The following is a 25,218-nucleotide window of genomic DNA, read 5'->3' as shown; positions in this document are numbered from 1 at the left end:
GGAAGGACGGACGACGATGGCGCGGGCCTGGGTCCGGCTGCCGTCGGGCAAGCGGCTGGACCTGCTCAACCCCACCCCGTTCGACTGGGACGACCGCGACCTGGCGCTGGGTCTCGCCCGCACCTATCGCTGGGGCGGGCATTCGGCCTGGCCGCTGCCGCTCTCGGTCGCACAGCATTCGCTCGCCGTGCTGGCCCTCTGCCGCGCCTGGGCGCCGGCCCCGCTGTCACCTTTGGCCGAGTTGCGCGAGCTGCTGCACGACGCCGATGAAGGGCTGCTCGGCTTCGACCCGCTGTCGGTGATCAAGCCGTTCCTGGGTGAGGAGTTCCGTGCCCTGACAGCGCGGCTCGAGGATGTGGTGTTCCAGCGCTACGGCCTGCCGCGCTGGACGGCGGAGCAGAAGGCCTTCCACAAGCGGGCCGACCGCGTCGCCGCGGCCAGCGAGGCGATCCATGTCGTCGGCTGGACCGGCGACGAGGTCTCGCGGGTGCTGAAGATCCGGTTCCGCCCGATCGAGGACGATCCGCTGCAGCCGGTCTATGGCGGCACGCCCTGGGAGCCCTGGGCCCCCGACCTGGCGGCGGAGCGGTTCCTGGAGGAGCTGGGCCGGCTGAAAGCGGCGGCCGGATGACCCTTTAAGAGGCGTGCGGGGACCGCCGGGCGATGAAGCGCGCCACCGATGGGCCCAGCAGCACCACCAGGAAGAAGCGCACGGTCTGCAGCGCCATCACGAAGGGCAGGTCGACATCGCTGGAGGCGGCGATGATGGCGATCGAATCCATGCCGCCGGGGCTGGTCGCGAGATAGGCGGTCAGCGGGTCGACCCCGAGCGTCCGCACCAGCACACAGGCCAGGCCGCCGCAGAAGGCGATCAGCACCAGGATCGACAGCAGGATCTGCGGCAGCGCGCGGGCGGCATGCAGCAGGACCGGACGGGTGAAGCCCAGGCCGATGTTCCAGCCGACCAGGGCATAGGCGATGGCGAGCAGCCATTCCGGCAGCTCGATCTCGATCAGGCCGAGCGCGTGCAGCACCGCCCCGACCACCAGCGGCACCAGCATCGGGCCGGCGGGAATGCGCAGGAACCGCCCGGCCACGGCGCCGAGCCCGGCGAGCGCCAGCGTCACGGCGAAGGGGCCGGCGTCGAGCGGCGGAAACCAGACGATCGCCGGCGGTCCGGCGGCGCCGGTCTCGACCCAGAAGCGGGCGATCAGCGAGGCGGCGGTGGCGACGCAGACGACGCGCAGATACTGCATGAAGGCGACCAGCCGGGCATCGGCGCCGAACGCCTCCGCCATCAGCACCATGGCGGTCGCGGCGCCGGGGGAGGAGCCCCAGACGCCGGTGGTCCCGGGCAGCACCTGCCAGCGGCTCATCAGCCAGCCCAGCACGCTGCTGGCGAGCAGCGTCGACAGCACGACCCCCAGGAACAGCGGCCAGTCCTGCAGGAAGGACACCAGGATCGTCGGCGTGATCGCGGCGGCGATCAGGCAGCCGATGATCGCCTGGGCGCCGAAATAGGGTCGGCGCGGCACCCGGATGGTGCCGCCGCCGACCCCGACCAGGATGCCGGCGATCATCGGCCCCAGCAGCAGGGCCGCGGGCAGGTCGGCGGCCTCCAGCAGCGCGGCGAAAGCCATCGAGGCCGCCAGCAGCAGGGCCCATTGCCCGGCACGCGGCAGCCTGGCCAGGACCGGCACCGCCGGCCCGTTCATGGAAACCACTGCAGCCTCGCTTTCCGCCTCAGGGCCGGCCGAGCACGATGTCCGCGGCTTGGGAGACGATTCCGATGCGGGGCAGGATAGACTCGACCGCGAAGCTGTGCATCTCCGCCGACAGGCTGGTCATCGCATCCTCGGCGAAGACGACGGAGTAGTTCAGCTCCCAGGCATTGCGGGCGGTGGATTCGACGCCGAAATTGGTGGCGATGCCGGCCAGCACGATGGTCGTGACGCTGCGCCGGCGCAGCTGCAGGTCGAGCTCGGTGCCGGTGAAGGCGCCCCATTGCCGCTTGGTGATGAGGATGTCGCCCGGCTCGGCCACGCCCTCGGCGAGGTCGCTCCAGCCCGCCGGCAGGCCGCCTGGCGGGCGGGGCATCGGCCGGTCGACCGGCTGCCGCGGTGCGTCGGCGTAATCGGCGGCCCAGCCGACGCGGACCGGCACCACTGGGGCGCCGGCGGCGCGGAAGCGCGCGGCCAGGGCTTTCGCCGTCGCCAGCACCTCCGCCCCGCTGCGGGGCGCGAGCGGCATGCCGAGGATGCCGTTCTGCAGATCGATCAGCACCAGCGCGGTGCTGCGCGGGTCGAGACTTGCCATCGCTGTCGCCTTTCGGGCAGGCGCGCTCCGCTGATGCCGGCCGCGAGCCGACGGATGGACGGGGAGCGGGCATCTGTGAAAATATGAGGATAGCCTCACGAATAGTTTTATGAGTATGTCCTCACAAAAGTCAACCGCCGATGCCGTCGCCATACGTGAGCCGCGGCGGCAGCGGGGCCGCGACCGCGTCGCCGCGCTGCTGCGGGCGGCGACGGCCGTCTTCGCCGAGAGGGGCTATGAGGCGACGACGATGACCGAGGTCGCCGCCCGGGCCGGGGCGGCGATCGGGTCGCTCTACCAGTTCTTCCCGAGCAAGGAGGCGCTGGCCGATGTCCTGCTCGCCGGCTACGGCGAGCAGGTGCTGGCAGGGCTGCAGGCGATCGAGGCGCAGGCGGCGGATCTGTCGATTCCGGCCCTGGCGGATGCGCTGATCGACCTGCTGGTCGGGCTGAGGGAAGAGCGCGCAGCGGTGCTGGCGCTGATCGAGGCCCGGCGGGACGCCGCGACCCAGCCGTCGACACTGCGCGACTCCCTGCGCGCGAGCGTGGCCCGGATTCTCGCCCGCCGAGCCCCCGGCCTGGCGCCGGATCAGGCCATGGCCATGGCGGTCGTCGTGCTGCTGCAGATGAAGGCGGCGGCCGCGCTCAGCGTCGAGCCGGGGCTGAAGCCGCGCGCCGCGGCCGTGGCCGAGCTGCGGCGGCTGACCCGCCTCTATCTGCTGGATGGCCTCGGCGCCGCTCAGGGCTGACGCGGCGGCAGGACGATGAGGCGGAGCGCGATCAGCAGCGCCGCCAGGGCCAGGACGCCGATCATCAGGGTGACGCCGGGCCAGCCCCAGCCGGCCCAGGCGATGCCGCCGAGCGAGCCGGCGACGCTGGAGCCGAGATAGTAGAAGAACAGGTACAGCGAGGAGGCCTGGGCGCGGGCCTGCAGCGCCCGGCGGCCGACCCAGCTGCTGGCCACCGAATGGGCGCCGAAGAAGCCGAAGGTCAGCACCGCGACGCCGGCGACGATCGCCCACAGCGCATCGCCGCGGGTCAGGGCGATGCCGGCCAGCATCAGCGCGATCGGGGCCCAGAACACCTTGCGGCGGCCGAGCACGCCGGCGAGATGGCCGACCCAGACCGAGGCGCCGATGCCGACCAGATAGACCACGAAGATCGCCGCCACGGCGGTCTGGCTCAGCCCGAAGGGCGGCGCCAGCAGCCGGAAGCCGGTGTAGTTGTAGAGCGTGACGAAGGCGCCCATCAGCAGGAAGCCTTCGAGGAACAGCCAGCGCAGCCCCGGATCGCGCAGATGCTCGGCGAAGGCGGCGAGCAGGGCCCGCGGCCGCAGCGGCCGGGGGGTGAAATGCGCCGAGGGCGGCAGGCTGCGCCAGAACAGCACGGCGCAGACCAGGCCGGTCAGCCCGACCACGCCGAGCCCGAGCCGCCAGGAGGCGAGGTCGGTCAGCACGCCGGCGATCAGGCGCCCGCCGAGTCCGCCCAGGGCGCTGCCGCCGATGAACAGCCCCATGGCCAGCCCGACCGAGCGCGGATGCATCTCCTCGCTGACATAGGCCATGGCGACGGCCGGGAGGCCGCTGAGCGTCAACCCCATCAGCGCCCGCAGGACCAGCAGCCCGTGCCAGGACGGCATCAGCGCGGCCAGCACGGTCAGCACCGCCGAGGCGAACAGCGACGCGACCATCACCGGCTTGCGGCCCCACGCCTCGGACAGGGCGCTGGCCACCAGCATGGCGAAGGCCAGCGTGCCGGTGGTCAGCGACAGCGACAGGCTGCTCTCGGCCGCGCCGACACCGTAGGTCTCGGCGAAGACCGGCATCAGCGGCTGCACGCAGTAGAGCAGGGCGAAGGTGGCGAAGCCGGCGGCGAACAGCGCCAGGTTGGTGCGGTGGAACGCGGCGGTGCCGTGCTCGATATAGGCGACGAGATCCTCGGCCGCGACCGTGCCGGCCGGGACGGCACGGGCGATCGAGGGGGAGGCGGGACGCGGCAGCGACTGGACAGATGACGTCACGGGATCTCTCCGGCCGGGCCTGCGGAAGGGAAGGCGCCCGGCCTTCGCAGAAAACATGGTCTCGCCGATTGATAGTGTCCAATATGTTCGGCGGCATGTTTGATAGCTTTAGCGAATAATGGAACTGAGGCACCTGCGCTACGTCGTGGCCCTGGCCGAGGAGCTGCATTTCGGCCGGGCGGCAGCGCGGCTCGGCATCTCCCAGCCGCCTTTGAGCCAGCAGATCCAGGCGCTGGAGGAGGAGCTGGGCGCCCGGCTGTTCGAGCGCAGCAACCGCCGGGTGGCGCTGACCGAGGTCGGCCGGCTGTTCCTGGAGCAGGCGCGGACGGTGCTGGCCGCCGCCGACCGTGCGGCGGAGGTGGCGCGCCGGGCGCAGCGCGGCGAGATCGGCGAGATCCGCATCGCCTTCACCGCCTCCGCCCCCTTCACCACGCTGATCCCGCAGACGATCTTCGCCTTCCGCCGCAGCCATCCGGACGTGCATCTGGAGCTGCAGGAGATGCCGACGCGGCAGCAGATCGAGGCGCTGGCGGAGCGGCGGCTGCAGATCGGCTTCCTGCGCAACCCGACCTTCCCGCCGGTGCCGGAGGAGATCGAGGTGCGTGAGCTGTTCCGCGACCCGCTGGTGGCGGTTTTGCGCACCGATCATCCGCTGGCCGCGGGCGCGCCGGCGCCGCTGGCTTTGGCCGAGCTGGCCGAGGAATCCTTCGTCTGCTATCCGCGCGACCAGGGCACCAGCCTCTACGACCAGATGATCGGCCTGTGCCGCGACGCCGGCTTCAGCCCGCGGCTGGGGCAGGAGGCGCGCGAGGTCTCCACCATCGTCGGCCTGGTCGCGGCCGGGCTCGGCGTGTCGCTGCTGCCGGCCTCGCTGCAGCGGATCCAGGTCGAGGGCGTGGTGTTCCGCCGGCTGTCCGACCCGGGCGCCGTCACCACCATGTGGCTGACCTGGCGCCGCGACGAGACCTCGCCGGCGGCGCGCGCCTTCATCGACATGGCCACGCAAGTCGATGCATCTTTTAGTAGTAGCCGCTAGATTTAGCCGCATCCCCGGCGCAAGCAGGCCATAATTGGTATGAATTTTCCGTGTCGCCTCTTCTTTTCGCTGGTGCAGCACGAAGGTTGGTGCGACTCTCATTCCTGGCGACGTGATTGCCGTCGTCAGTGATCGGAAAGGCGACATGCGACGGGCAGCAGCCTGGCATCACCATCCGCTTCCCGGCTCCGACCAGGGGCAGACTCAGCATCGACGCTCGTTCGAACGCCCCTTCGCAGGGGCGTTTGTCGTTTTTGACCCATCCGATCCGACCTGTCCTGTTCCACCCGACCCGACGGAGGGTTCCGGCGAATGAGATCTCCCGGTGAAGGGGGCGGCGGCTGGGATCCGCTGTTCGAGGATGCAAGCGAGAGCAAAGGACGACGTTCCATGGCCAAACGCAACGCCTCCAGTGCCCGTGTCGTCGCCATCAGCGAGGGCTACGACGATGATTTCCGGGAGCAGAGCTACCTGAAGACGGTCAAGCCGCGGACCGCCAATCAGGAAGCGCTGATGAAGGCGATCGACGGCCACGCCATGACCCTCGCGCTCGGCCCCGCCGGCACCGGCAAGACCTATCTCGCCGTGTCGAAGGCGGTCGAGGCGCTGACCGCCGAGCGGATCAGCCGCATCGTCATCACCCGGCCGGTGGTGGAGGCGGGCGAGAGCCTCGGCTACCTGCCCGGCGACATCAACGAGAAGATGGACCCCTGGATGCGCCCGATCTACGACGCGCTGTCCGACCGTCTCGGCGCCAAGCAGGTGCGCCAGATGACCAAGGAGGGGATCGTCGAGATCGCGCCGCTGGCCTATATGCGCGGCCGCACCATCTCGCGCAGCTTCGTCATCGTCGACGAGGCGCAGAACATGACCTTCCAGCAGCTGAAGATGCTGCTGACCCGCCTCGGCTGGCACTCGACCATGGTGATCACCGGCGACCCCGACCAGACCGACCTGCTGCCCGGCCTGTCGGGGCTGGAGGAGGCGGCGCGGCGGCTGGAGCCGCTGGACGGCGTCGCCGTCGTCCGCCTGACCACCGCCGACATCGTCCGCCACCCGCTGGTGGCGGCGATGATGCCGCTCCTGGCCTGACGCATCGCGTCGCCCGCGGCCGTGGAACCGCGGGCCGATCGCCGCCATTGGCTTGGGGAAGACGGCCGCCGGGCGACCCGGCGGCCGTTCATCCCTCATCAGCCACAGCGAGGCCGGCCATGGCGACGAAGACGCTGCATGATCTGTTTGTCAACGAGCTCAGGGACATCTACAACGCCGAGCGGCAGCTCACCCGGGCGCTGCCGAAGCTGGCGCGCGCCGCCAGCCACCCGGAGCTGAAGCAGGGGTTCGAGCAGCACCTCGAGGAGACCAAGACCCAGGTCGAGCGTCTGGACAGCGTGTTCGAGAGCCTCGACGTGTCGTCGCGCGGTCACAAATGCGAGGCGATGGAAGGGCTGCTGGCCGAGGCGCAGGAGCTGACGGAAATGGGGCTGGAGCCCGATGCGCTGGACGCCGCGCTGATCGCAGCGGCGCAGAAGGTCGAGCACTACGAGATCGCGGCCTACGGCACCGTCAGCACCTGGGCCAAGGCGATGAAGCACGACCAGGCCCTGAACCTGCTGCTGGAGACGCTGGCGGAGGAGAAGGCGACCGATGAGAAGCTGACCAAGCTGGCCAAGACCGCGATCAACACCGCGGCGGCCCGGCATGCACATCCGCAGGCCGCCTGAGGCACGGCGGTGCGGCCGGCCGGCTGCCGCTGCTCAAGGGCGGGCCGGCCGGACGCCGCAGGCAAAAAGGAAGGGCAGGCCCGAGCCTGCCCGGATGGAGCGAGCTCAACGGGGAGGCGTCAATGCGGTCCGTGGCCGGACAGACCACCTTTCCGGCCCGCTTCCGCCGCACGCTCGCGATCATGGGCGAAGTTGCCGCCGCTCTCCTGGCCGCCCTTGCGGCCGGCCGCCGCTGCGCGCGCCGGATCGTTCTTGAAGTTGCCGCCGCTGTGCTGGCCGCCCTTCCGGCCGGCCTCCGCCGCACGCGCCGGGTCATGGGCGAAATTGCCGCTGCTCATCTGGCCGCCCTTGCGGCCGGCCGCCGCCGCACGCTCCCGATTGTAGGCGAAGTTGCCGGCGCCACCCCGGTGCGGAGTCTGGCTGTTCGCCATGGTCCAAGCTCCCTTGTTGTGGGCTCACGCCATGGGAATAGGCCGCAGCGAAGCCGGGTTCCCAATGAAAAATCCTTAATTTAAGGCCGATTCGTCAGGCTTCGCCCGGCGGCCGCCGGATCGTCGGCGCGACTGGCGCCCGGCCCGATCCGGCAGGCCGCGCCGTCCATGACAAGCCCATGGTTCCGATCAGGGTCTCGGTTCCGATAGTATACTGCCTTGGCCTTGTCACGGCGATGGGAAGGAAAGGATGATGGTGGCGCGCAAGATGGTGGACGGGGCGTTCCATCCCTGTCCGGTCCGGGACGTGCTGGACCGTATCGGCGACCGCTGGAGCCTGCTGGTGCTGCAGACGCTGGCGCCGGGGGTGAAGCGCTTCACCGCGGTCAAGCGCGAGATCGGCGACATCTCCCAGCGCATGCTGGCGCAGACGCTGCGCCGGCTGGAGCAGGACGGCCTGGTGTCGCGCACGGTGCATCCGACCATCCCGCCGCGCGTCGACTACGCGCTGACGCCGCTGGGCCGGTCGCTGATGGAGCCGCTGAACGCGCTGGTGCGCTGGGCCGACGAGCATCACCACCAGGTCCGCGCCGCCCGGATGGCTTATGTCCCGCCGGCCGCCGAGGCTGCGTGACGCTCAGTTCGCGGGCTTCTGCGCCATTTTCTCCAAGGCCGGCGCATCCAGCATCTGCAGCCGGCGGCCCCGGATCCGGAACAGCCTGTCGCGCTGCAGCCGTGTCAGTGTCCGGTTGGCGTGCACCAGCGAGATGCCGAGCGCATCGGCGATGTGCTGCTGGGTCAGCGGGAACGGCATGCTGCCGTCACGCACCATCTCGCGCGCCTCGGCCCGGCCATACAGGTCCAGGATCAGTGCCGCCACCCGTTCCGGCGCCGTGCGCTGGCCCAGCGACAGCAGCTGCTCCTCCATGACCCGCTTCTGGTCCGCGGTCAGCGCCGCGAACCGCAGGGCGATCTCCGGATGGGTTTCGTGCAGGCGGGAGATGTCGTCATGCGGGATCACACAGAGCGAAACCTCGGTGATCGCTTCGATCGAGGTGACCGCGCTGTCGAAGAACTGGGCCTGGAAGCCGATCACGTCGCCCGGCATGACGAAGGACAGGATCTGCCTCCGCCCGTCCTGCAACGACTTGAAGCGCATCGCCCAGCCGCTGGTCACTGTGTAGAGCGGCGGATCGGGCTCCCCCTCCGCGATGATCCTGGCACCGGCCGGATAGATGACATCGTCGACCTGGCGCCGCTGAATGTAGTCGAGCAGCTCGGGATCGAGGACCCTGAGCTGCGGCATGTCGGCGTCGAGCTTCACCGTCAGGTCTTGAGGAGACATGGCAGGCCCCCTGATGCGATTGACGCAGTCGAACGCGGCGGCAGCCGCGGGATAGAGGCGGAAGAGAGAAGGCCCGAACGAATGCCGGAGTCTCGGGCCGCGCGCGACGCCGGCATCGTACCAACATCGCAACCGGACGTGAGTTCCTTGGAAACGCGCCGAACGGCAGAAGGGCCGCTCCGAAGAGCGGCCCTCCGCAGCCTCGCGATAGTTGGAGATCAGAGCAGGAGATCGGCGGCGGCCAAGCCGATCACGCCGCTGAGCACAATGTGGAAATTGGATACGCCGTCACCATCGATGTCGCCGGCGATCGTGACGGTGCCGCTGCCATGCGCATTGACGGCGAAGCGCAGCTCTCCCGCCGTGTGCGAGTACAGGTCGGTGCCGATGAAGGTGAAGGCCTGATCACCGGAGACCAGGGTGTTGGCGTCGATCAGCCTCAGATCGATGCGATCGCCCTGGTCGTGGCTGAAATCCCCGATCCGGTCGGCAGTCGCGCCGATCCCGCTGTCCAGCACCGACGAGAGGACGAAGCGGTCGGCGCCGGCTTCGCCCTGCAGGCTGTCCCGGCCGCCGCCGCCGTTGAGCACGTCGTCGCCGTCGCGGCCGAACAGGGTGTTGGTCCCATCGCCGCCGACGAGGGTGTCGTCGAACCGGCTGCCGCTGACGTTCTCGATGCTGACCAGCAGGTCGCCTTGCGCATCGCCGCCGCGGGCGGCGCCGGTGGCCAGGTTGACGCTCACGCCCGCCGCGCTGTCGAAATAGCTGGCGAGATCGATTCCGGCGCCGCCATGCAGGGTGTCGGCCCCGGCGCCGCCGCGAAGCACGTCATTGCCGTTGTCGCCGTGAAGCGCATCGTCGCCGGCCCGGCCGATCAGCGTGTCGCCGCCGCGCCCGCCATGCAGCTGGTTCGCCGCGGCGCTGCCGACCAGCCGGTCGTCCAGATCGCCGCCGAAGGCATTCTCGATCGACCCCGCGGCGAATGTCACCGACTTGCCGGCGAGGCTGGCCTTGCCGGCCCCGAGGTCGATGTCGCTCGCCGTCGACAGGGCGGCGGCGTTGATCGTATCGCTGCCGCCATCCGTGTCCGACAGCGTCAGGCGGGATGTCGCGGTCAGTTTGGCGAAGTCGTTGGTGTAGTAGTAGGTGTCGTCGGCCGACAGCGCGTCGCCATACAGCTTCAGGGTCCAGGATTCGAGCAGGCCGGTCTTGTCGTTGCCTTCCGTGTCGGTGACCCGCAGCGTCCAGGTGCCCTGGCCGGTCTCGCCGCGCAGCAGCGTGCTGCCGAAGGTGAAGTGCAGATCGGTGATGAAGTCGGCGGCCGTCGTCGGCGTGTCCAGCAGCAGGCTCGAGGTGCCGTCCGGCGAGACCAGCTCGATCTTCAGATCGCCCATCTCCGCATGCGTCAGCTCGACCGTGACCTCGGCGCGGTCGATGTCGATGCCCTGGCTGATCACGGCGGTGGAGACCAGCGGCGCCGCCGGATCGTCGGCGATGGTGCCGGCCTGGCCGAGGGTGACGGTCTTCTCGACCTTCACCTCGTTGTGGCTGGTGTGGGCCGCGCCCCAGGTCTCGGCCAGCCTGACCGCGGCCAGCGCATCGACCGTGCCGAAGCCGTAGTCGTGGCTGACGGTGTAGCCGCCGCCGTTCCAGTTGCCGGCGCCGTTGACCTGGATCGCCTCGTCCGGATCCGACTGCCGGGCCGAGATCGCCAGGATCTCCTGCACGTCGCGCCAGCCGAGATCGGGGTTCGCCTCGAGGATCAGGGCGACGATCCCCGACACCAGCGGCGCCGCCGAGGAGGTGCCGCCGAAGCCGCGCACGTCGTTGACGCCCTGGTAGTCGCCGGCTCCGTAGCCGTCGTCCCCGGTGCGGTCGGTGGTGACGATGCGCTCGTTGGTGCCGGTCAGGCCGCTGCTCGGCGCCGCCACGAGGATCGTGGCGCCCGGGTTGCTGTACCAGGAGGTCTTGCCGTCGTCGGCGACCGCGGCGACGGAGATCGTGTAGCGGTTGTTGTCGAAGGAGTGATAGTTGGTGTTGTCGTCGTCCTCGCGGCCGTTGCCCGCGGCCTGGACGATGATGGTGCCGAGCCCGCCGCGCCCGTTCTCCGCCGCGTTGATCGTCGCGTCCCGGGCCGGGGCGAAATACGGATCGTCGAAATTGTCGCGCAGCACACCGTTGTCGTAGTCGTCGGCATAGCCCCAGCTGCCGTTGATGATGTCGGCGTGCTCGGCGGCGTGGTTGCGGGCATTGACGATCGCGGCCAGCGTCGGCACGCCGGCGATCGTCGGATCGTGGATGGCGACGAGCGTCGCCTCATAGGCGGCGCCGCGGCCGCCGAGCCCGTTGTCGCCGGCCGCCGCCGCGACGCCGGCGACGCCGGTGCCGTGGTTGTCGACCGAGGACGGCACATAGTTCGGCGCCTCCTCGCCGGTCACCGCGTAGATCGACAGCGAGCGGTCGATGTTGGGCGCGAGATCCGGATGGTCGAGCTGGATGCCGTCGTCATGGATGGCGATCCTGACGCCCTCGCCGGTGTAGTCCGCCCACACCGCCTCGACATTGGCGCCGTTCGCCTCGGGCCCCTTGAGGTGCCACTGCAGGTCGAGCAGCGGATCGTCCCCGGCGGACAGGACAGCTCCTTGGATCGTGTCTGACATGCGTTTGCCCCCACAGTTGTTGGACGGTGCCTTCTTCTCTCCGGAAAGGCACATCGTCGGAATTCAGCCTACAAGTGAAGCAGAGGCGCAATACATATTCCCGTGCCTTTGTTTGACCGGAAAATTTCATCAATTCCTTTTTCCAAATTTCCCTTTGAAGAGCATCTCGGAAACGATTGGTCTCTTTGGATTTGTCCGATTTTTCTAAAATTCGTTGAAGAGAATCGGCGGCGGCTGAGAGATGCCTCGCTGCGGCGCTGGGCCGCGACCCGCGCTGACGGCTTCCCCGGCCACGTCCTGTCGCCTTAGACTGCGAAGGCCGCCCCTATCGGGCCGCGGACCCCCTGCCGTCCGGCCATCGCCGGCGGCCCCCGCCAGACGGAACGAGATCATGGACTATACGAGACTGGGCCGGACCGGCCTCGAAGTGTCGCGTCTTTGCCTCGGCTGCATGAGCTATGGCGACCCCGGGCGCGGCACCCATCCCTGGACGCTGGGCGAGGCGGAGAGCCGGCTCTTCATCCGCAAGGCGCTGGACCTCGGCATCAACTTCTTCGACACGGCCAATGTCTATTCGGACGGCAGCAGCGAGGAGATCGTCGGCCGGGCGCTGAAGGAATATGCCCGGCGCGACGAGATCGTGCTGGCGACCAAGGTGCACGGCCGGATGCGGCCGGGGCCGAACGGCGCCGGCCTGTCGCGCAAGGCGATCCTGAGCGAGATCGACAACAGCCTGCGCCGCCTCGGCACCGACTATGTCGATCTCTACCAGATCCACCGCTGGGATCCGGAGACGCCGATCGAGGAGACGCTGGAGGCGCTGCACGACGTGGTCAAGGCCGGCAAGGCCCGCTACATCGGCGCGTCCTCGATGCACGCCTGGCAGTTCGCCAAGGCGCTGTACCTGGCCGACCGCCACGGCTGGACCCGCTTCGTCTCGATGCAGAACTACGTCAACCTGCTGTACCGCGAGGAGGAGCGGGAGATGCTGCCGCTGTGCCGGGCCGAGGGGGTCGGCGTGATTCCCTGGAGCCCGCTGGCCCGCGGCCGGCTGACCCGCGACTGGGACGAGACCAGTGCCCGGTCGGAGACCGACGAGTTCGGCAAGACGCTCTATGCCGCGACCGCCGAGGCCGACCGCGAGGTGGTGGAGGCGGTGGCCGCGGTTGCCCGGGCGCGCGGCGTGCCGCGGGCCCAGGTGGCGCTGGCCTGGGTGCTGCAGCAGCCGGGGATCACGGCCCCGATCGTCGGCGCCACCAAGATCGAGCATCTCGATGACGCCGTGGCCGCGCTGTCCCTGCAGCTGACGGCGGAGGAGATCGCGGCGCTGGAGGCGCCCTATGTGCCGCACCGGGTGACCGGCTTCCGCTGAGCCCGCGGCGAGGCCGGCGGCGCCGGCATCGGATTGACCCTGCGGCGGCGGCGAGGCTATGTCGGGGCGGGGCGCTCGGGCCCCGTTGGAATCATCGGAGCCCCTGAATGCCGCGTCGCCTGCCGCTCGCCCTCGCTTTCCTGGTCGCCGCCTGCGCCGTGCAGCCGCCGGGGCCGGGGCCGCGCACCGGCTATCAGCCGCGGACCACGACACATCTGACCGGATCGATCGCGGTCAATCCGATGGGCTACCAGCCGCGCGGCGGGGTGGCGCCGCAGGGCAGCGTCCGCGACGTGTCGGGCTACGTCACCAACGCGCTGAAGGCCGAGCTGCGCCGCGCCGGCGCCGGGCTGAACTCGGCGCGCTGCGTGCTCGACGGCACGATACGCGACTTCAAGGTCGACCGGGCAGGGGCGGAGGAGCATTACGGCGTCGACATCCGCTACGTCCTGACCGTCGGCAACACTGTCGAGTTCGACCAGGCCTTCGGCACCACCTTCACCGTCGCCCGCGGCCAGTCGGTGGACCGCGCGGTGGACGACGCCATCGCCAAGAACCTCAACTTCCTGCTGAAGGACGACTGGTTCCAGACCCTGCTGGTGCGGGAGTGCAGCGGCCGGGCCTGAGGGCTGCAAGCAAGCCCGGGAGCTTTGCCCGCCATGGCCACGCATGCCGAAATGCCCGACATCCTCGTCGTCACCGGCATCATGGCGGCGGGCAAGTCGACCGTGGCGCAGGCCCTGGCCGAGCGGCTGCCGCGCGCGGTGCATCTGCGCGGCGACGTGTTCCGGCGCATGGTCGTCTCCGGCCGGGTCGAGGTGACGCCCGACCTGCCGGCCGAGGCGCTGCGCCAGCTCGACCTTCGGTACGAGCTGGCGGCGATGGTGGCCGAGCGCTATGCCGAGGCCGGCTTCGCCGTGATCTGGCAGGACGTCATTTCGGGGCTGCTGCGCGGCCGGTCCTTCGGCATCGTCGTGCTGTGCCCGTCGCCCGAGGCGGTGGCCGAGCGTGAGACAGGTCGGGCGAAGACAGGGTATGGCGCCTGGACGCCTGCTGATCTGGATAGGGGAATGCGCGCCGACACGCCGCGGTCGGGCTGTGGCTCGACAGCTCGGCGATGACCGTCGACGGGACCGTCGATGCTATCCTGGCCCGCATCGCCGAGACCCGGAGGGGACTGCCGGCAGGAGGGCTGTGAGACGATGACGATGCATGAACGCTTCCTCGCCCAGGCGATCGAGCTCGCCCGCCGCAATGTCGAGGACGAGGGCGGCCGGCCCTTCGGCGCGGTCGTGGTGCGGGACGACATCGTGATCGCCACCGGGGTGAACCAGATGGGCGCCACAGGCGACCCCACGGCGCATGCCGAGCTGCAGGCGATCCGGGCGGCGAGTCGCAGGCTCGGCGGCCTCCGGCTCGACGGCTGCACCGTCTACGCCAGCGGCCATCCCTGCCCGATGTGCCTCGCCGCCATGACCATGACCGGCGTCACGGCGGTGTACTACGCCTATTCGAACGAGGACGGGGCGCCCTACGGCCTGTCCACCGCCGGGGTCTATGCCGAGCTGGCCAAGCCCCTGGCCGACCAGGCGATGGCCATCCGCCACCTGCCGGTGCGGCCGGACGGCCTCGACCTCTATGCGCTGTGGCGCGACCGGCAGAAGGCCTGATCGGGCGACGCTAGCGCGATTGCGCCCGCACCATCGTGATCTCGACGTTGCTGCCGCCCCCCTGGGTCAGCACCGGGTGGCGGGTATCGGTGACGAACAGCAGCTGGCCGCCGCGCTCGACCCTGGCCGAGACGGCGTAGACGTGGCTCTGATCGATCTTCGCCGGGTCGTAGGACAGGGTGAAGGACACCGGCACGCGGACCGGGGCGATGCGCTGCTCGGCGATCACCGTCGACGGCGCGTCGGCCAGCGAGACGTCGAGCAGCTGTACGATCAGCTCCGCATCGGCCGGCAGGGCGATGCGCTCTCGATAGGTCGCGGTGCCGGTGACGATGGCGCTGGCAATGGGGGCAGACGGTTGCGTGGGCGTGGCGGTTTCTCTGGTCGTACCGCAGGCGGTGAGGGTGACGGCCGCAGCCAGGGTGACGACAAGAAGGGACGAGCGGTTCATCGGTCTCTCCAGGCCCAAACGAGCCAATGCACTGTCGGGAGACAACGCTCCGCGCGTCAATCGGTTGCGCCTCGATGGACCTCTTTCCTCGATTCGCCAGGGCGGTTGAGGGATCCGGAGCGGTTGCTTTATTACGGCCCAATCTGAAATATCCAAACTGCGTGGCGTAATAATATTTTAGAAGCTCTATTCTTGATTTGGCCGGATGGGCTGATAGTATCGCTCTCATTTCGATAATATATGGAGGATATCGTGCCAAATTACTATGGAACGGAGGGGAGTGACTTTATCCACTCGCCGGGCGCGTCGGGTTCCTATCCAGGCTATAACGAGATCCTCGTCGATCTGGGCGGGACTCCGTACATCTACGGCTATGGCGGCGACGACGTGATCGCCGCGAACATCTCTGTCTATGTCATGGATGGCGGCGACGGCGACGACCTGTTCCGGCTCGATAGCGGGTCGGGGGTTAGCTACCTGTTCGGGGGCAGCGGCGACGATACGGTCAGCTTCGCGAGCCGGACGTCAGGGGCCCAGTTCGACGGCTCCGGCTCCAACATCACCTCGCTCGAGAACGCCATCGGCAGCAACTTCAACGACGTCATCCGTCTGACCGGAAATAACGGCATCGGGATTGCCAACCACCTGGAGGGATTGGCCGGGGACGACCGGCTGAGCGGTTCCGGCGGCGGCGATACCATCGACGGCGGCGACGGCAGCGACACGGTCGATTACGGGGATCTCATTGCCGCCGTGCAGGTCGATCTCGAGCTCGGGCTGGGAACCGGCGGTGACACCTATATCAGCATCGAGAACGCGGCCGGCGGCAGCGGCAACGATCAGCTGACAGGAAGCAGCGGCGACAATCGGCTCGATGGCGGGGCGGGGAACGACGTTCTCACCGGCGGGGCCGGCAAGGACACGCTGAACGGCGGCAGCGGCGACGATCTGCTGTCGGGCGGTGCCGGAGACGACACCCTGACCAGCGGCTTGGGGAACGATGTTCTCAGAGGAGAGGACGGTGCCGACATGCTTATCGGAACGACCGCGACCGCCCTCCTGATCGGCGGTGCCGGCGCCGATCATTTCGACGGTGCCCATCTGGCGACCGTTTCCTATGTTGAGAATGCTGTTGGCATCACCCTCAGCCTCGCCAGTGGCGTGGCCTTGGGCGGCGATGCGGATGGCGACACCCTCACCAATGTCAACCGGGTGGTCGGCAGCGCCTTCGCCGACTCCCTGACCGGGGGCGCCGGAAACGATCGCTTTGACGGCGGTGTCGGAAATGACTACCTGACAGGACGCGCCGGGGCGGATCAGCTCATCGGCGGCGCCGGGATCGATACGGCCGTTTACGGCGACAGCGCGGCCGGGGTGCAGGTCGATCTGCAGTCCGGTACCGGCACCGGCGGCTCGGCCGCCGGGGACACGCTGTCCGGCATCGAGAACGTGGTCGGCAGCAGTCATGACGACCTGCTGACCGGTGACGGCGCCGACAACGGGCTCTGGGGCGAAATCGGCAATGATTCGCTGGCCGGTGGCGGTGGGGCGGATGTGCTGCGGGGCGGTGCGGGGGGCGATGTTCTTGACGGCGGCCTCGGCGCGGACCGCCTCGATGGCGGCGACGGCGTCGATACCGTCAGCTACGCGCATTCGAGCCTGGGCGTCACGATCGATCTCGGCACCGGCATGGCCCGCTTCGGCGATGCCCAGGGGGACGTCCTGGTCGGCGTCGAGAACCTGGTCGGCTCCGCCCGCGGCGACACCCTGACCGGCAACAGCGGCGCCAACATGCTGTCCGGGGAGGACAGCAACGACCGGCTGACCGGGGCCGGCGGAGCCGATGTGCTGAACGGCGGAGCCGGTGCGGACCTGTTCGCCTACCAGGCGGTCGGCGACAGCACCGTCGACGTGTCCGGCCGCGACACGATCCAGGACTTCAACAGCCTGGAGTGGGACAGGATCGACCTCAGCCAGATCGATGCGGACGGCAACGCCGCGAACGGGAACAGCACCTTCAGCTTCATCGGCACCGATCCCTTCACCGGGGTGGGGGCGGAGGTGCGCTTCACCGCCGCGGGCGACGACCTGCTGGTCGAGGGCGACGTGAGCGGCGACAAGGTCGCCGACTTCGCCATCCTGGTGCAGGGGACCCTCACCCTGACAGCGGCCGACTTCGTGCTCTGACCGGGCCGGCGCCGATCTCTCCGCGGGGATTGGCGCCCCAGCTCCGGCGTCAGTCCCGGAAGTTCAGATACTGCAGCGGTTGCTCGATCTTCAGGCCGCGGACCAGGGCGATGGTGGCCTGCAGGTCGTCGATCTTCTTGCCGCTGACCCGCAGCTCATCACCCTGGATCGCGGCCTGGACCTTCTGCTTGCTGTCCTTGATCGCCTTGATGATGGTCTTGGCCAGGTCGCGGTCGATGCCCTGCTTCACCACCACCTCCTGCCGCACCATGTTGCCCGAGGCCTTCTCCGGCGTCTTGAAGTCGAGCGCGCCGGCATCGAGCTTGCGCCGGGCGAAATAGCCGCGCAGCAGCTCGTGCATCTGCTTCAGCTTCAGGTCGTCGTCGGCCAGGATCGTCAGCGTGTTGTCGCTGCGCTCGATCGAGCATTTCGACCCCTTGAAGTCGAAGCGCTGCGCCACCTCGCGGGTCACGCCGGCGATGGCGTTGTCGACTTCGGTGAGGTCGGTCTTGGAGACGATGTCGAAGGAGGGCATGGCCATTCGGGATCTGCGGATGAGAACCCGGCGAGTCTAGCCGATTTGCCGGCGGAAGGGAGCCTCCGCGGCGGCGCCGGGCGCATTCGCCGCCGCCGGCGCGCAGAAGGGGGCCAGCGCCACGCCGTGCCGCTGCAGCGCGCGGCGGAACTCCGTTCCGGCGAAGTATCGGTATTCGGCCTCGCGCGGCCAGAGCACCGGGTCGAGGGCGGCGAGCCGCGCGTCGACCACGCCGGGATGGCACATGATCACGGCCCGGTCCGGCACGGTCTCGAGCCAGCGCTCGAACAGCGCGGCATAGTCGCGGTCGGCGAAGTCGTAGACCCCGCAGAAGCTGTCGTTCCGCCGCTCGGAGACCGGCTCGAGCAGGGCGTCGGACCGCAGGCTCAGGGCCTGGAGAGCGAGGGATTTCGAGGCAAAAGGGCGGCGCAGGATCCGCCACGGCCGGTCGCCGCAGCGCCGGATCCAGCGCGGGCGGATCGCGGCCGAGCGCAGCGTCAACGCCAGGGTCTCCGCGATCCCGGGCAGGAGGTGGACGTGCTGGTGCCCGTCGATGAAGTCGGGTGCCCGGCCGAAGGCGGCGACGAAGGCGGCGTATTGCGCCTCGATCTCGGCCGACAGGGCGCCCTGCGGCAGCCGACGGCCGAAGCTCAGCCGGGCCAGGGCGGCGAGGCTGGGGAAGCGGTACCAGCCGGCATCGACGCGCAGCTGCGGCGACAGCGGGGCGAAGGGGCCGGTGAGGCACAGATGCAGGCCGACCTCGATCGGCCCGGCATCGGCGGGAAGGCCGCGCAGCAGCTCCGCCGCCTCGGGCCAGGACGCCCCGACCGTCAGACAGCTCGTGCCGGACAGGCTTCCCGCCGAGAGGAGCTGGCGGATCGCCAGCGAGACGCCGGGCGCCAGGCCGTAGTCATCGGCGACCAGCGTGATACGTCTGGAGGACATGGGGCAGCTCTTCCACACGGTCCCGCCGCACATGCTCGGCGACGACATAGAGGGGGCGGTCCTTCACCTCGTCGAGGATCTGGCCGAGATATTCGCCGAGGATGCCGAGATTGATCAGCAGCACGCCGCCGATCAGCACCAGGATGTCGATCACGCCGGGCACGCCGGGCAGGGCTACGCCCTTGGCCAGGCAGACCGTGGTGATCCACAGCCCGTAGGCGAAGGCGGCGAGGGCCATGGCGAAGCCCAGCAGCGTCGAGATCCGGAGCGGCATGCGGCTGAACGACGTCACGCCGTTGAGCGACAGCAGCAGCAGCTTCCAGAACGACCATTTGGTGGTGCCGCCGATGCGCTCCGCCGGCTGATAGTCGATCCGGCGCTGCCGGAACCCGACCCAGACCGACAGGCCCTTGAAGAACCGGCCGCGCTCCCTGAGGCCGCGCAGCGCCTCCGCCGCCTGAGCCGACAGGAGGCGGAAATCGGCCGCATCCGGCGTGATGCGGAAGGCGTTGCCGGAATTCATCAGCCCGTAGAAGGACTTGACCAGCAGGCGGTAGACCGGCCCCTCCTGCCGCCGGCGGCGCACGGCGTAGACGATGTCGTCGCCATCGATCAGCCAGTGGCGGACGAAGGTGTCGATCAGCTCCGGCGGGTGCTGGCCGTCCGAATCCATGAACACCACGGCGTCGCCCATCGCGGCGTCGAGGCCGGCGGTCAGCGCCGCCTCCTTGCCGAAGTTGCGGCTGAGGCGGATCAACTCCACCCGCACCTGGCCGTCCGGCAAACCGGCGATCACGCCGGCGCTGCCGTCGCGGCTGCCGTCGTCGACATAGATCACCTCGACCGCCAGACCGTGGGCCTCGTCCAGCCGGGCGGCCAGGGTCTCGAGCTGCCGGTGCAGCGTCGCCACCGAATCCGCCTCGTTGTAGAGCGGCACGACGATGGACAGGCGACGCGGGTTGGTCCGGACGGTGTGATTCATCGCAGCCCTCATCCCACGGGGCAGGTGACGGCCGGGGCAGATCGGCCGGGCAGCACGGCCAGCCAGACGGTGCGGCTTTCGAGCGGTGTTCCCAGCGCCGTCCGCGCCGGCCAAGCGTATTCGGTGACGTCCTGCGGGCACAGGCCGGCGATCGGCCGGCCCGGCTCGGGCCGGCGCCGGGAGGCGTAGAGGGCGCCGGTGCGCAGCAGGCGGGCCGGGTCGACCCAGGGCGACAGCGCCGGATCGGCGTCCTCGAAGACCTGCGGCCGCGAGGCGGCATAGAGCGAGACGGTCCCGGCTTCCGGGATCGTGCCGATCACGGTCTCCGCCGCCCCGGCCTGGCTGTTCCGCCAGAGCGCCTCAGCCGCCGCCGACAAAGCCGGCCCGTCGAGATTCATGATGTTCGGCACGCCGGACAGGCCGGGCTTGATCAGCATCAGCCCGGTGAAGGCGATCGCGAAGATCGGCGCCAGCGCCAGGGCGGCGGTGCGGAAGCGCGCGCCCGACGGGCCGGAGGCGGCGAGCGCCGGCAGCAGCAGCGCCAGCAGCGGCGGCGCGGCCAGCACGAGGCTCATGCCCCACATCGTCCGGATGCGGATGCCGGTGACGGCGGAGGCGACGGCGAGAACCGCGATCGGAACGAGATAGATGAAGGCGAGGTACAGCCCGGCCGGGGAGCGCAGCCGCTGGCCGGCGAGGCGGAGGAGGGGCGCGATCCGCCCCCGTCCCAGGACGGCGAGGCCGATCGCCGCCGCCACCAGCATCGGGGCGACGGCGAAGGCTTGGTCGGCCAGGAAGGCGAGAGGGGCGGTGAGATGGCCCGCCGGGCCGGTCAGGGTCTCGTCGCTTCGTTCGGCGAGGTAGCCGAGGGTGACGAAATCGTTCCGGACCAGCCACAGCAGATGCGGTGCGATCACCAGCAGGAAGACCGCCAGCCCGAGATAGAGGCCCGGCCGGGCGAAGTGCCGGCGGCCCGAGGGCGACAGCAGCAGATAGGCGAGAAGCGTGGCCGGCAGCACGGCCATCGAATATTTCGACAGGACCCCCAGCCCAGCGGCGAGCCCGGTCAGGATCCACCAGACCGTGCGTTGGCGGGTCTGCGCCCGCCAGAACAGCGCCATCGTCCAGGCCCAGAAGGCGAATTGCGCCACGTTCGGGTTGAAGCGCGGCGCGGCATAGGTGGTGTAGTGCGTCAGGACCAGCAGCACCGCAGCGACCGGCGCGGAGCGGCGCCCGGCGACGTCCCGGGTCAGCAGCCAGATGCCGGCGGCGGCGGCGGCGATGAAAGCCTGGCTCAGCGCGTAATAAGCCCAGTCGGCGCTGCCGAAGACGGCGTGGACCAGCTCCGCGGACCAGGCGGCCAGCGGCGGATGCTTGTGATAGCCCCACAGCCAGTGCTGTCCCCAATACAGCCCTTCGAGCGTGTCCGGATGCAGATTGCCGGCGAGCCAGGCCGGCAGCAGGGTCCAGGCCACGAATCCGGCGCCGAGAAAGGCCGGAACCCACGCGGCCCGGTCGAGTGACGCGGGGCGCATCTCCGTCCCAGCCTGCGCCGCGCCGGCACCGCGCTGCTTCCCCGTGGCAACGGGGGCTTTCATGACGGATGCGGATCGGACCGCCTCGGTGCTCACGATGTCATCGCGCTCGATAGGAACATTTGGTCGCGGCCGGATAGACACGGCAACCGGCGGCGCTTTGCACGGTTAGAAATAGGAGCCCGTCCGGGGAGGAGGTAGTTACAATTTTGTATATCGCCGCCCGGCAATGGTTCCGCATTTCAAATAGAGAGAGCGCTTCGACCGGAGGCGCGGTGCTCAAGTATTTCTGAATACGAGCAGGAGTATGATGAAAAGGTGAGCGACGAAAGACAAAGGCCCGTCCGGGGGCGGACGGGCCTGGCTGAACAGGTGGAAGCGGAGAACGTCTGTCAGTCGGCGCGTTCGGCGACCTGGGTGTTCGGCGCGTAGATGAAGCCGTAGGTCGGATTGACCCTCGTCCCCATCTGGCCGGTCGGCTGGTGCCAGAAGCGGGTCTGGCTCCAGTCGTTCTTCGGCGACACGTCGATCACCCGGGTCGGCTCGTTCACCCGGCCGCGCGGCGCCCAGTTGGCCTGGTCGACGATGATCTCGCGCGAGCTGACCACCCGGCGCACCACCGCGACATGCCCGCGCCGCATCGCCCCGCTGCGCTTCAGCACGAGGACGGAGCCGACGACCGGCATGCGGCCGCGGTTGTAGCGGCCGGCGGCGGCATCCCACCAGCGCCAAGCGTCGCCGGAGATGTTGAAGCCGGTCAGCTCACGGGCGAAGGGCACGCAGGACCAGCGGCGGTGCTGGGCCTTCAGCGCGGCGACGCGCTGGATCTGCCGCTGCTCGGCGACGTTGCGGGCGGTGAGCTGAGCGCGCGGGATCGGGGCGTCGGCCGCTGCGGGAGCGGCGGCTCTGGCCCGGCGCGGCGCCGGGGCGGCGGCCGTCTTCCGCTCTCTGGCGGGCTTTTCGGCGGCCGGGGCCGGGCTGGCCGCTGCCTGGCCGTTCGTCACGGCGTTGCGGACGGCGCCTTCGACCTGGGCGCTGGGCTGGCCCGCGGCGGCAGCCGCGGCAGCATTCAGCTCGCGCGTCGTGCGCGATGCGGCGTGTGCGGGCTCGCTGAGAAGGGCGACGCTGCAGACGAGCGTCAACAGACTTGCAGTGAGGGTACTGAGTGGGCGCCTGGCCCGATTCTGAGTTCTGCTTCTAAGGTCATAGTCAGTGTCGCGGGTCATCACTGGCCCGTCCCCCCTGCGCTGTTCAACCGGACTTCACTCGCTCCCTCGGCGCTCCAATCGGATGCAGCGCCCTTCCGTCCGGCTCGTCCGATGACCCCAGTCATCGCCCCCTCACCGGCAAGGACGTCTAGTAACATTCTGAAATATTCCCGCCAAGCAGAAATGACACGTTTCCGCCGGATTCCTGCCGCCTTTGCAGCGCCAATACAGGAGCCGTCGCGGATCATGTATTGCGGGAGGGCGTAAAAAAATTATTCGACTTTTCTGGAGTGCATAGGTCGTTCCGCTTGCCTATTCGGCTGCCCTTGAACACGATGCTGGAAAGTCGAGTGGTTCAATTGATTGGTAAGACTATTTAAGGGAAGGGAAGCGAAGCGGCTGCTAACATCTTCAACGTCCGACAAATCCCGGTGATGTTCCGGTTTTGGACCTTGCGGCGAAGCGGCAAGCCCCGCGTCCCGCGCATAGCAGACTTCCCGGTGCCCTGGCAGCCCTCAGCCGGCCGCGCTACAACCTCCTTTCGGGACCAGACGGCCGGATACGCCGAGAAGAGGGAGACCGGAACCGATGCAGCTCACCGACTCGAAGCTGTTCCGCCAGCAATGCTACATCGACGGCGGCTGGGTCAACGCCGATGACGGGCGGGTGATCGAGGTCACCAACCCGGCGGACGGCGCCAGGCTGGGCACCGTGCCGCGGGCCGGCGCCGCCGAGACCCGCCGCGCCATCGGCGCCGCCGACAAGGCCTGGCCGGCCTGGCGCGCCAAGACGGCGCAGGAGCGCGCGACCATCCTGCGGCGCTGGTTCGAGCTGATGATGGCGAATCAGGAGGATCTGGCGAAGCTGATGACGGCGGAGCAGGGCAAGCCGCTGGCGGAGAGCCGCGGCGAGATCGCCTATGCCGCCAGCTTCGTCGAATGGTTCGCCGAGGAGGGCAAGCGGATCTACGGCGACACCATCCCGGCCCCGGCCGGCGACCGGCGGATCGTGGTGATCAAGCAGCCGGTCGGGGTCTGCGCCGCGATCACCCCGTGGAACTTCCCGGCGGCGATGATCACCCGCAAGGCCGGCGCGGCGCTGGCCGCCGGCTGCACCATGGTGGTCAAGCCGGCCAGCGAGACGCCCTATTCGGCCCTGGCGCTGGCCGAGCTCGGGGAACGCGCCGGCCTTCCGGCCGGGGTGTTCTCGGTCGTCACCGGCAGCGCCGGCGAGATCGGCGGCGAGATGACGTCGAGCCCGATCGTGCGCAAGGTGACCTTCACCGGCTCGACCGAGATCGGCAAGCTGCTGATCCAGCAATCCGCCTCGACGGTGAAGAAGGTGTCGATGGAGCTGGGTGGCAACGCCCCCTTCATCGTCTTCGACGACGCCGACCTCGATGCCGCGGTGCAGGGGGCGATCGCGTCCAAGTACCGCAACACCGGCCAGACCTGCGTCTGCGCCAACCGCATCCTGGTGCAGGACGGCGTCTACGACGCCTTCGCCGCCAAGCTGGCCGAGGCCGTCGGCAAGCTGAAGGTCGCCGACGGCATGGCCGAGGGCGCGCAGCAGGGGCCGCTGATCAACATGAAGGCGGTCGAGAAGGTGGAGGAGCACATCGCCGATGCCGTGCAGAAGGGCGCGCGCATCGCCTTCGGCGGCAAGCGCCACGCCCTCGGCGGCACCTTCTTCGAGCCGACGATCCTGACCGACGTGACGCCGGAGATGAAGGTGGCGCGGGAGGAGACCTTCGGCCCGCTGGCGCCGCTGTTCCGGTTCAAGACGGAGGAGGAGGCGATCCGGATGGCCAACGACACCGAATTCGGCCTGGCCTCGTACTTCTACAGCCGCGACATCGGCCGGATCTGGCGGGTCGGGGAGGCGCTGGAATACGGCATCGTCGGCATCAACGAGGGCATCATCTCAACCGCCGTCGCGCCCTTCGGCGGGTTGAAGGAGAGCGGCCTCGGCCGCGAAGGCTCGCATTACGGCATCGAGGACTATCTCGAGGTCAAATACATGTGCATGGGCGGGCTGAACCGGTGACCGGGACCCTGTCGCCGCAGGAGCAGGGCAAGCGCGCCGCGGGCGAGGCCGCGGCAGCGCTGGTCGAGGACGACATGCGGCTCGGCCTCGGCACCGGGTCGACCGTCCGCTGGGTGCTGGAGGCGCTGGGCCGCCGCATCCGGGAGGAAGGGCTGCGCGTCGTCGGCATCCCGACCTCGGAGCAGACGGCCGAGCAGGCCCGCGCGCTCGGCATCCCGCTGACCGACTTCGCCGCGACCGAGGCGCTGGACCTCTGCATCGACGGGGCGGACGAGGTCGAGCGCGGCACGCTGCGCCTGATCAAGGGCCTGGGCGGGGCGCTGCTGCGCGAGAAGATCGTGGCCGAGGCCTCGGCCCGCTTCATCGCCGTGGCCGACGCCTCGAAGATCGTCGATGTGCTGGGCGAGAGGGCGCCGCTGCCGGTCGAGGTGACGGAGTTCGGATGGGAGGCGACGGCCCGGCGCCTGACGGCGCTCGGCGGCGCCCCGGTGCTGCGCCGGCGCGACGGCGCCGTGGTGCGCACCGACGGCGGCAACCTGGTCCTGGACTGCGGCGGCTTCGCGCCGATCCGCGATCCCGACGGGCTGCAGCGGGCGATCAAGTCGGTCGCCGGCGTGGTGGAGACCGGGCTGTTCCTCGGCGGCGCCGAGCAGGCGATCATCGGCCAGGCGGACGGCGGCACCAAGGTGCTGCGGCCGGGACGCTGAGATCCGAACCGAGGCGGACATCGCGCTCCGCCTCGGCTATGGTCCGGCG

The 25,218-nt window shown here is 69.5% G+C and carries 25 protein-coding genes; 13 read left to right on the top strand and 12 right to left on the bottom strand.

Annotation, left to right across the window (positions count from 1 at the left end; genetic code table 11):
* Positions 1–16: 16 nt before the first annotated feature.
* A complete protein-coding gene (locus tag G537_RS0111675) occupies positions 17–631 on the top strand; it encodes a phosphohydrolase (RefSeq protein ID WP_026870271.1) in 615 nt (204 codons plus the stop codon).
* Positions 632–635: 4 nt separating this feature from the next.
* Here the strand turns inward: G537_RS0111675 and G537_RS0111670 are convergent, their stop codons facing one another.
* Together G537_RS0111670 and G537_RS0111665 are read right to left on the bottom strand one after the other, a co-directional pair.
* Complete coding sequence (locus G537_RS0111670) at positions 636–1,715, bottom strand: AbrB family transcriptional regulator (protein ID WP_026870270.1); 1,080 nt, start codon at positions 1,713–1,715, stop codon at positions 636–638.
* A 28-nt stretch (positions 1,716–1,743) separates the two neighbouring features.
* Entirely contained in the window at positions 1,744–2,316 is a 573-nt protein-coding gene (locus tag G537_RS0111665; RefSeq protein WP_026870269.1) for a hydrolase, read from the bottom strand.
* 115 nt (positions 2,317–2,431) lie between these two features.
* On the opposite strand from G537_RS0111665, the gene G537_RS0111660 reads away from it, so the two are divergent.
* Positions 2,432–3,064 carry a TetR/AcrR family transcriptional regulator gene (locus G537_RS0111660; RefSeq protein ID WP_026870268.1) on the top strand — a complete coding sequence of 211 codons (633 nt, stop codon included), beginning with the start codon at positions 2,432–2,434 and terminating at the stop codon, positions 3,062–3,064.
* Here G537_RS0111660 and G537_RS0111655 read toward each other — a convergent pair.
* On the bottom strand, positions 3,055–4,335 hold the full coding sequence (locus G537_RS0111655) for an MFS transporter (RefSeq protein ID WP_342665203.1): 1,281 nt from the start codon (positions 4,333–4,335) through the stop codon (positions 3,055–3,057). The genes G537_RS0111660 and G537_RS0111655 overlap by 10 nt on opposite strands.
* Before the next feature lie 118 nt (positions 4,336–4,453).
* Between G537_RS0111655 and G537_RS0111650 the strand changes: the two genes are divergently transcribed.
* From G537_RS0111650 to G537_RS0111640, 3 genes are all read left to right on the top strand, one after another.
* On the top strand, positions 4,454–5,371 hold the full coding sequence (locus tag G537_RS0111650; RefSeq protein ID WP_026870266.1) for a LysR family transcriptional regulator: 918 nt from the start codon (positions 4,454–4,456) through the stop codon (positions 5,369–5,371).
* A gap of 390 nt (positions 5,372–5,761) precedes the next feature.
* Entirely contained in the window at positions 5,762–6,463 is a 702-nt protein-coding gene (locus G537_RS0111645) for a PhoH family protein (protein ID WP_026870265.1), read from the top strand.
* A gap of 119 nt (positions 6,464–6,582) precedes the next feature.
* Positions 6,583–7,095 (top strand): YciE/YciF ferroxidase family protein, encoded by a 513-nt coding sequence (locus G537_RS0111640; RefSeq protein ID WP_026870264.1) that lies wholly within the window; start codon positions 6,583–6,585, stop codon positions 7,093–7,095.
* A gap of 119 nt (positions 7,096–7,214) precedes the next feature.
* On the opposite strand, the gene G537_RS0111635 is transcribed toward G537_RS0111640, so the two are convergent.
* Positions 7,215–7,526, bottom strand: a complete 312-nt coding sequence (locus G537_RS0111635) for a con-10 family general stress protein (RefSeq protein ID WP_026870263.1) — start codon at positions 7,524–7,526, stop codon at positions 7,215–7,217.
* Between the two features lie 253 nt (positions 7,527–7,779).
* Between G537_RS0111635 and G537_RS0111630 the strand changes: the two genes are divergently transcribed.
* On the top strand, positions 7,780–8,160 hold the full coding sequence (locus tag G537_RS0111630) for a winged helix-turn-helix transcriptional regulator (protein ID WP_245578996.1): 381 nt from the start codon (positions 7,780–7,782) through the stop codon (positions 8,158–8,160).
* 3 nt (positions 8,161–8,163) lie between these two features.
* On the opposite strand, the gene G537_RS0111625 is transcribed toward G537_RS0111630, so the two are convergent.
* Positions 8,164–8,871 (bottom strand): Crp/Fnr family transcriptional regulator, encoded by a 708-nt coding sequence (locus tag G537_RS0111625; RefSeq protein ID WP_064742117.1) that lies wholly within the window; start codon positions 8,869–8,871, stop codon positions 8,164–8,166.
* Positions 8,872–9,089: 218 nt separating this feature from the next.
* Positions 9,090–11,531: a S8 family serine peptidase gene (locus tag G537_RS37560; RefSeq protein WP_051248325.1), complete on the bottom strand. Its 2,442-nt coding sequence runs from the start codon at positions 11,529–11,531 to the stop codon at positions 9,090–9,092.
* Positions 11,532–11,922: 391 nt separating this feature from the next.
* Here G537_RS37560 and G537_RS0111615 point away from each other — a divergent pair, with 391 nt between their 5' ends.
* The 4 genes from G537_RS0111615 (at position 11,923) to G537_RS0111600 (ending at position 14,573) form a co-directional block, all read left to right on the top strand.
* Positions 11,923–12,903 carry an aldo/keto reductase gene (locus tag G537_RS0111615; RefSeq protein ID WP_026870260.1) on the top strand — a complete coding sequence of 327 codons (981 nt, stop codon included), beginning with the start codon at positions 11,923–11,925 and terminating at the stop codon, positions 12,901–12,903.
* A gap of 107 nt (positions 12,904–13,010) precedes the next feature.
* Entirely contained in the window at positions 13,011–13,529 is a 519-nt protein-coding gene (locus G537_RS0111610) for a hypothetical protein (protein WP_026870259.1), read from the top strand.
* 33 nt (positions 13,530–13,562) lie between these two features.
* Positions 13,563–14,024, top strand: a complete 462-nt coding sequence (locus tag G537_RS37555) for an AAA family ATPase (protein ID WP_211230359.1) — start codon at positions 13,563–13,565, stop codon at positions 14,022–14,024.
* Positions 14,025–14,105: 81 nt separating this feature from the next.
* Entirely contained in the window at positions 14,106–14,573 is a 468-nt protein-coding gene (locus tag G537_RS0111600; protein ID WP_026870258.1) for a nucleoside deaminase, read from the top strand.
* Between the two features lie 10 nt (positions 14,574–14,583).
* Here G537_RS0111600 and G537_RS0111595 read toward each other — a convergent pair whose 3' ends face one another.
* On the bottom strand, positions 14,584–15,024 hold the full coding sequence (locus G537_RS0111595) for a YbaY family lipoprotein (protein WP_026870257.1): 441 nt from the start codon (positions 15,022–15,024) through the stop codon (positions 14,584–14,586).
* A gap of 240 nt (positions 15,025–15,264) precedes the next feature.
* Between G537_RS0111595 and G537_RS37550 the strand changes: the two genes are divergently transcribed.
* A complete protein-coding gene (locus G537_RS37550) occupies positions 15,265–17,211 on the top strand; it encodes a calcium-binding protein (protein WP_051248324.1) in 1,947 nt (648 codons plus the stop codon).
* Positions 17,212–17,260: 49 nt separating this feature from the next.
* Here the strand turns inward: G537_RS37550 and G537_RS0111585 are convergent, their stop codons facing one another.
* From G537_RS0111585 to G537_RS44660, 5 genes are all read right to left on the bottom strand, one after another.
* The gene (locus G537_RS0111585) at positions 17,261–17,746 is read right to left on the bottom strand and encodes a YajQ family cyclic di-GMP-binding protein (protein ID WP_026870256.1); all 486 of its coding nucleotides are present in this window, start codon (positions 17,744–17,746) and stop codon (positions 17,261–17,263) included.
* A 36-nt stretch (positions 17,747–17,782) separates the two neighbouring features.
* Positions 17,783–18,691 (bottom strand): ChbG/HpnK family deacetylase, encoded by a 909-nt coding sequence (locus tag G537_RS37545; RefSeq protein WP_051248323.1) that lies wholly within the window; start codon positions 18,689–18,691, stop codon positions 17,783–17,785.
* Positions 18,657–19,673, bottom strand: a complete 1,017-nt coding sequence (locus G537_RS37540; RefSeq protein ID WP_034851421.1) for a glycosyltransferase family 2 protein — start codon at positions 19,671–19,673, stop codon at positions 18,657–18,659. The genes G537_RS37545 and G537_RS37540 overlap by 35 nt, the downstream gene beginning before the upstream one ends.
* 8 nt (positions 19,674–19,681) lie before the next feature.
* Positions 19,682–21,271 carry a glycosyltransferase family 39 protein gene (locus G537_RS0111570; protein ID WP_081688756.1) on the bottom strand — a complete coding sequence of 530 codons (1,590 nt, stop codon included), beginning with the start codon at positions 21,269–21,271 and terminating at the stop codon, positions 19,682–19,684.
* 329 nt (positions 21,272–21,600) lie between these two features.
* The gene (locus G537_RS44660) at positions 21,601–22,350 is read right to left on the bottom strand and encodes a CHAP domain-containing protein (protein ID WP_051248321.1); all 750 of its coding nucleotides are present in this window, start codon (positions 22,348–22,350) and stop codon (positions 21,601–21,603) included.
* Between the two features lie 654 nt (positions 22,351–23,004).
* Between G537_RS44660 and gabD the strand changes: the two genes are divergently transcribed.
* Positions 23,005–24,462 (top strand): NADP-dependent succinate-semialdehyde dehydrogenase, encoded by a 1,458-nt coding sequence (gabD, locus tag G537_RS0111560; RefSeq protein ID WP_026870254.1) that lies wholly within the window; start codon positions 23,005–23,007, stop codon positions 24,460–24,462.
* Positions 24,459–25,169, top strand: coding sequence for a ribose 5-phosphate isomerase A (gene rpiA, locus G537_RS0111555; protein ID WP_281171461.1), 711 nt, complete (start codon positions 24,459–24,461; stop codon positions 25,167–25,169). Before gabD ends, rpiA begins: the two co-directional genes overlap by 4 nt.
* Positions 25,170–25,218: the final 49 nt, after the last annotated feature.

It is taken from the genome of Inquilinus limosus DSM 16000, assembly GCF_000423185.1.
Lineage (GTDB): Bacteria > Pseudomonadota > Alphaproteobacteria > DSM-16000 > Inquilinaceae > Inquilinus > Inquilinus limosus.
This window is presented reverse-complemented; position numbering and strand designations above follow the sequence as displayed.

What these genes read in the sequence shown, in the direction of transcription:
- G537_RS0111675 (WP_026870271.1), top strand. Translation starts at nt 17, where the DNA reads ATGGCGCGGGCCTGGGTCCGGCTGCCGTCGGGCAAGCGGCTGGACCTG.
- G537_RS0111670 (WP_026870270.1), bottom strand. Translation starts at nt 1,715, where the DNA reads ATGAACGGGCCGGCGGTGCCGGTCCTGGCCAGGCTGCCGCGTGCCGGG.
- G537_RS0111665 (WP_026870269.1), bottom strand. Translation starts at nt 2,316, where the DNA reads ATGGCAAGTCTCGACCCGCGCAGCACCGCGCTGGTGCTGATCGATCTG.
- G537_RS0111660 (WP_026870268.1), top strand. Translation starts at nt 2,432, where the DNA reads ATGTCCTCACAAAAGTCAACCGCCGATGCCGTCGCCATACGTGAGCCG.
- G537_RS0111650 (WP_026870266.1), top strand. Translation starts at nt 4,454, where the DNA reads ATGGAACTGAGGCACCTGCGCTACGTCGTGGCCCTGGCCGAGGAGCTG.
- G537_RS0111645 (WP_026870265.1), top strand. Translation starts at nt 5,762, where the DNA reads ATGGCCAAACGCAACGCCTCCAGTGCCCGTGTCGTCGCCATCAGCGAG.
- G537_RS0111640 (WP_026870264.1), top strand. Translation starts at nt 6,583, where the DNA reads ATGGCGACGAAGACGCTGCATGATCTGTTTGTCAACGAGCTCAGGGAC.
- G537_RS0111635 (WP_026870263.1), bottom strand. Translation starts at nt 7,526, where the DNA reads ATGGCGAACAGCCAGACTCCGCACCGGGGTGGCGCCGGCAACTTCGCC.
- G537_RS0111630 (WP_245578996.1), top strand. Translation starts at nt 7,780, where the DNA reads ATGGTGGCGCGCAAGATGGTGGACGGGGCGTTCCATCCCTGTCCGGTC.
- G537_RS0111625 (WP_064742117.1), bottom strand. Translation starts at nt 8,871, where the DNA reads ATGTCTCCTCAAGACCTGACGGTGAAGCTCGACGCCGACATGCCGCAG.
- G537_RS37560 (WP_051248325.1), bottom strand. Translation starts at nt 11,531, where the DNA reads ATGTCAGACACGATCCAAGGAGCTGTCCTGTCCGCCGGGGACGATCCG.
- G537_RS0111615 (WP_026870260.1), top strand. Translation starts at nt 11,923, where the DNA reads ATGGACTATACGAGACTGGGCCGGACCGGCCTCGAAGTGTCGCGTCTT.
- G537_RS0111610 (WP_026870259.1), top strand. Translation starts at nt 13,011, where the DNA reads ATGCCGCGTCGCCTGCCGCTCGCCCTCGCTTTCCTGGTCGCCGCCTGC.
- G537_RS37555 (WP_211230359.1), top strand. Translation starts at nt 13,563, where the DNA reads ATGGCCACGCATGCCGAAATGCCCGACATCCTCGTCGTCACCGGCATC.
- G537_RS0111600 (WP_026870258.1), top strand. Translation starts at nt 14,106, where the DNA reads ATGACGATGCATGAACGCTTCCTCGCCCAGGCGATCGAGCTCGCCCGC.
- G537_RS0111595 (WP_026870257.1), bottom strand. Translation starts at nt 15,024, where the DNA reads ATGAACCGCTCGTCCCTTCTTGTCGTCACCCTGGCTGCGGCCGTCACC.
- G537_RS37550 (WP_051248324.1), top strand. Translation starts at nt 15,265, where the DNA reads ATGGAGGATATCGTGCCAAATTACTATGGAACGGAGGGGAGTGACTTT.
- G537_RS0111585 (WP_026870256.1), bottom strand. Translation starts at nt 17,746, where the DNA reads ATGCCCTCCTTCGACATCGTCTCCAAGACCGACCTCACCGAAGTCGAC.
- G537_RS37545 (WP_051248323.1), bottom strand. Translation starts at nt 18,691, where the DNA reads ATGTCCTCCAGACGTATCACGCTGGTCGCCGATGACTACGGCCTGGCG.
- G537_RS37540 (WP_034851421.1), bottom strand. Translation starts at nt 19,673, where the DNA reads ATGAATCACACCGTCCGGACCAACCCGCGTCGCCTGTCCATCGTCGTG.
- G537_RS0111570 (WP_081688756.1), bottom strand. Translation starts at nt 21,271, where the DNA reads ATGAAAGCCCCCGTTGCCACGGGGAAGCAGCGCGGTGCCGGCGCGGCG.
- gabD (WP_026870254.1), top strand. Translation starts at nt 23,005, where the DNA reads ATGCAGCTCACCGACTCGAAGCTGTTCCGCCAGCAATGCTACATCGAC.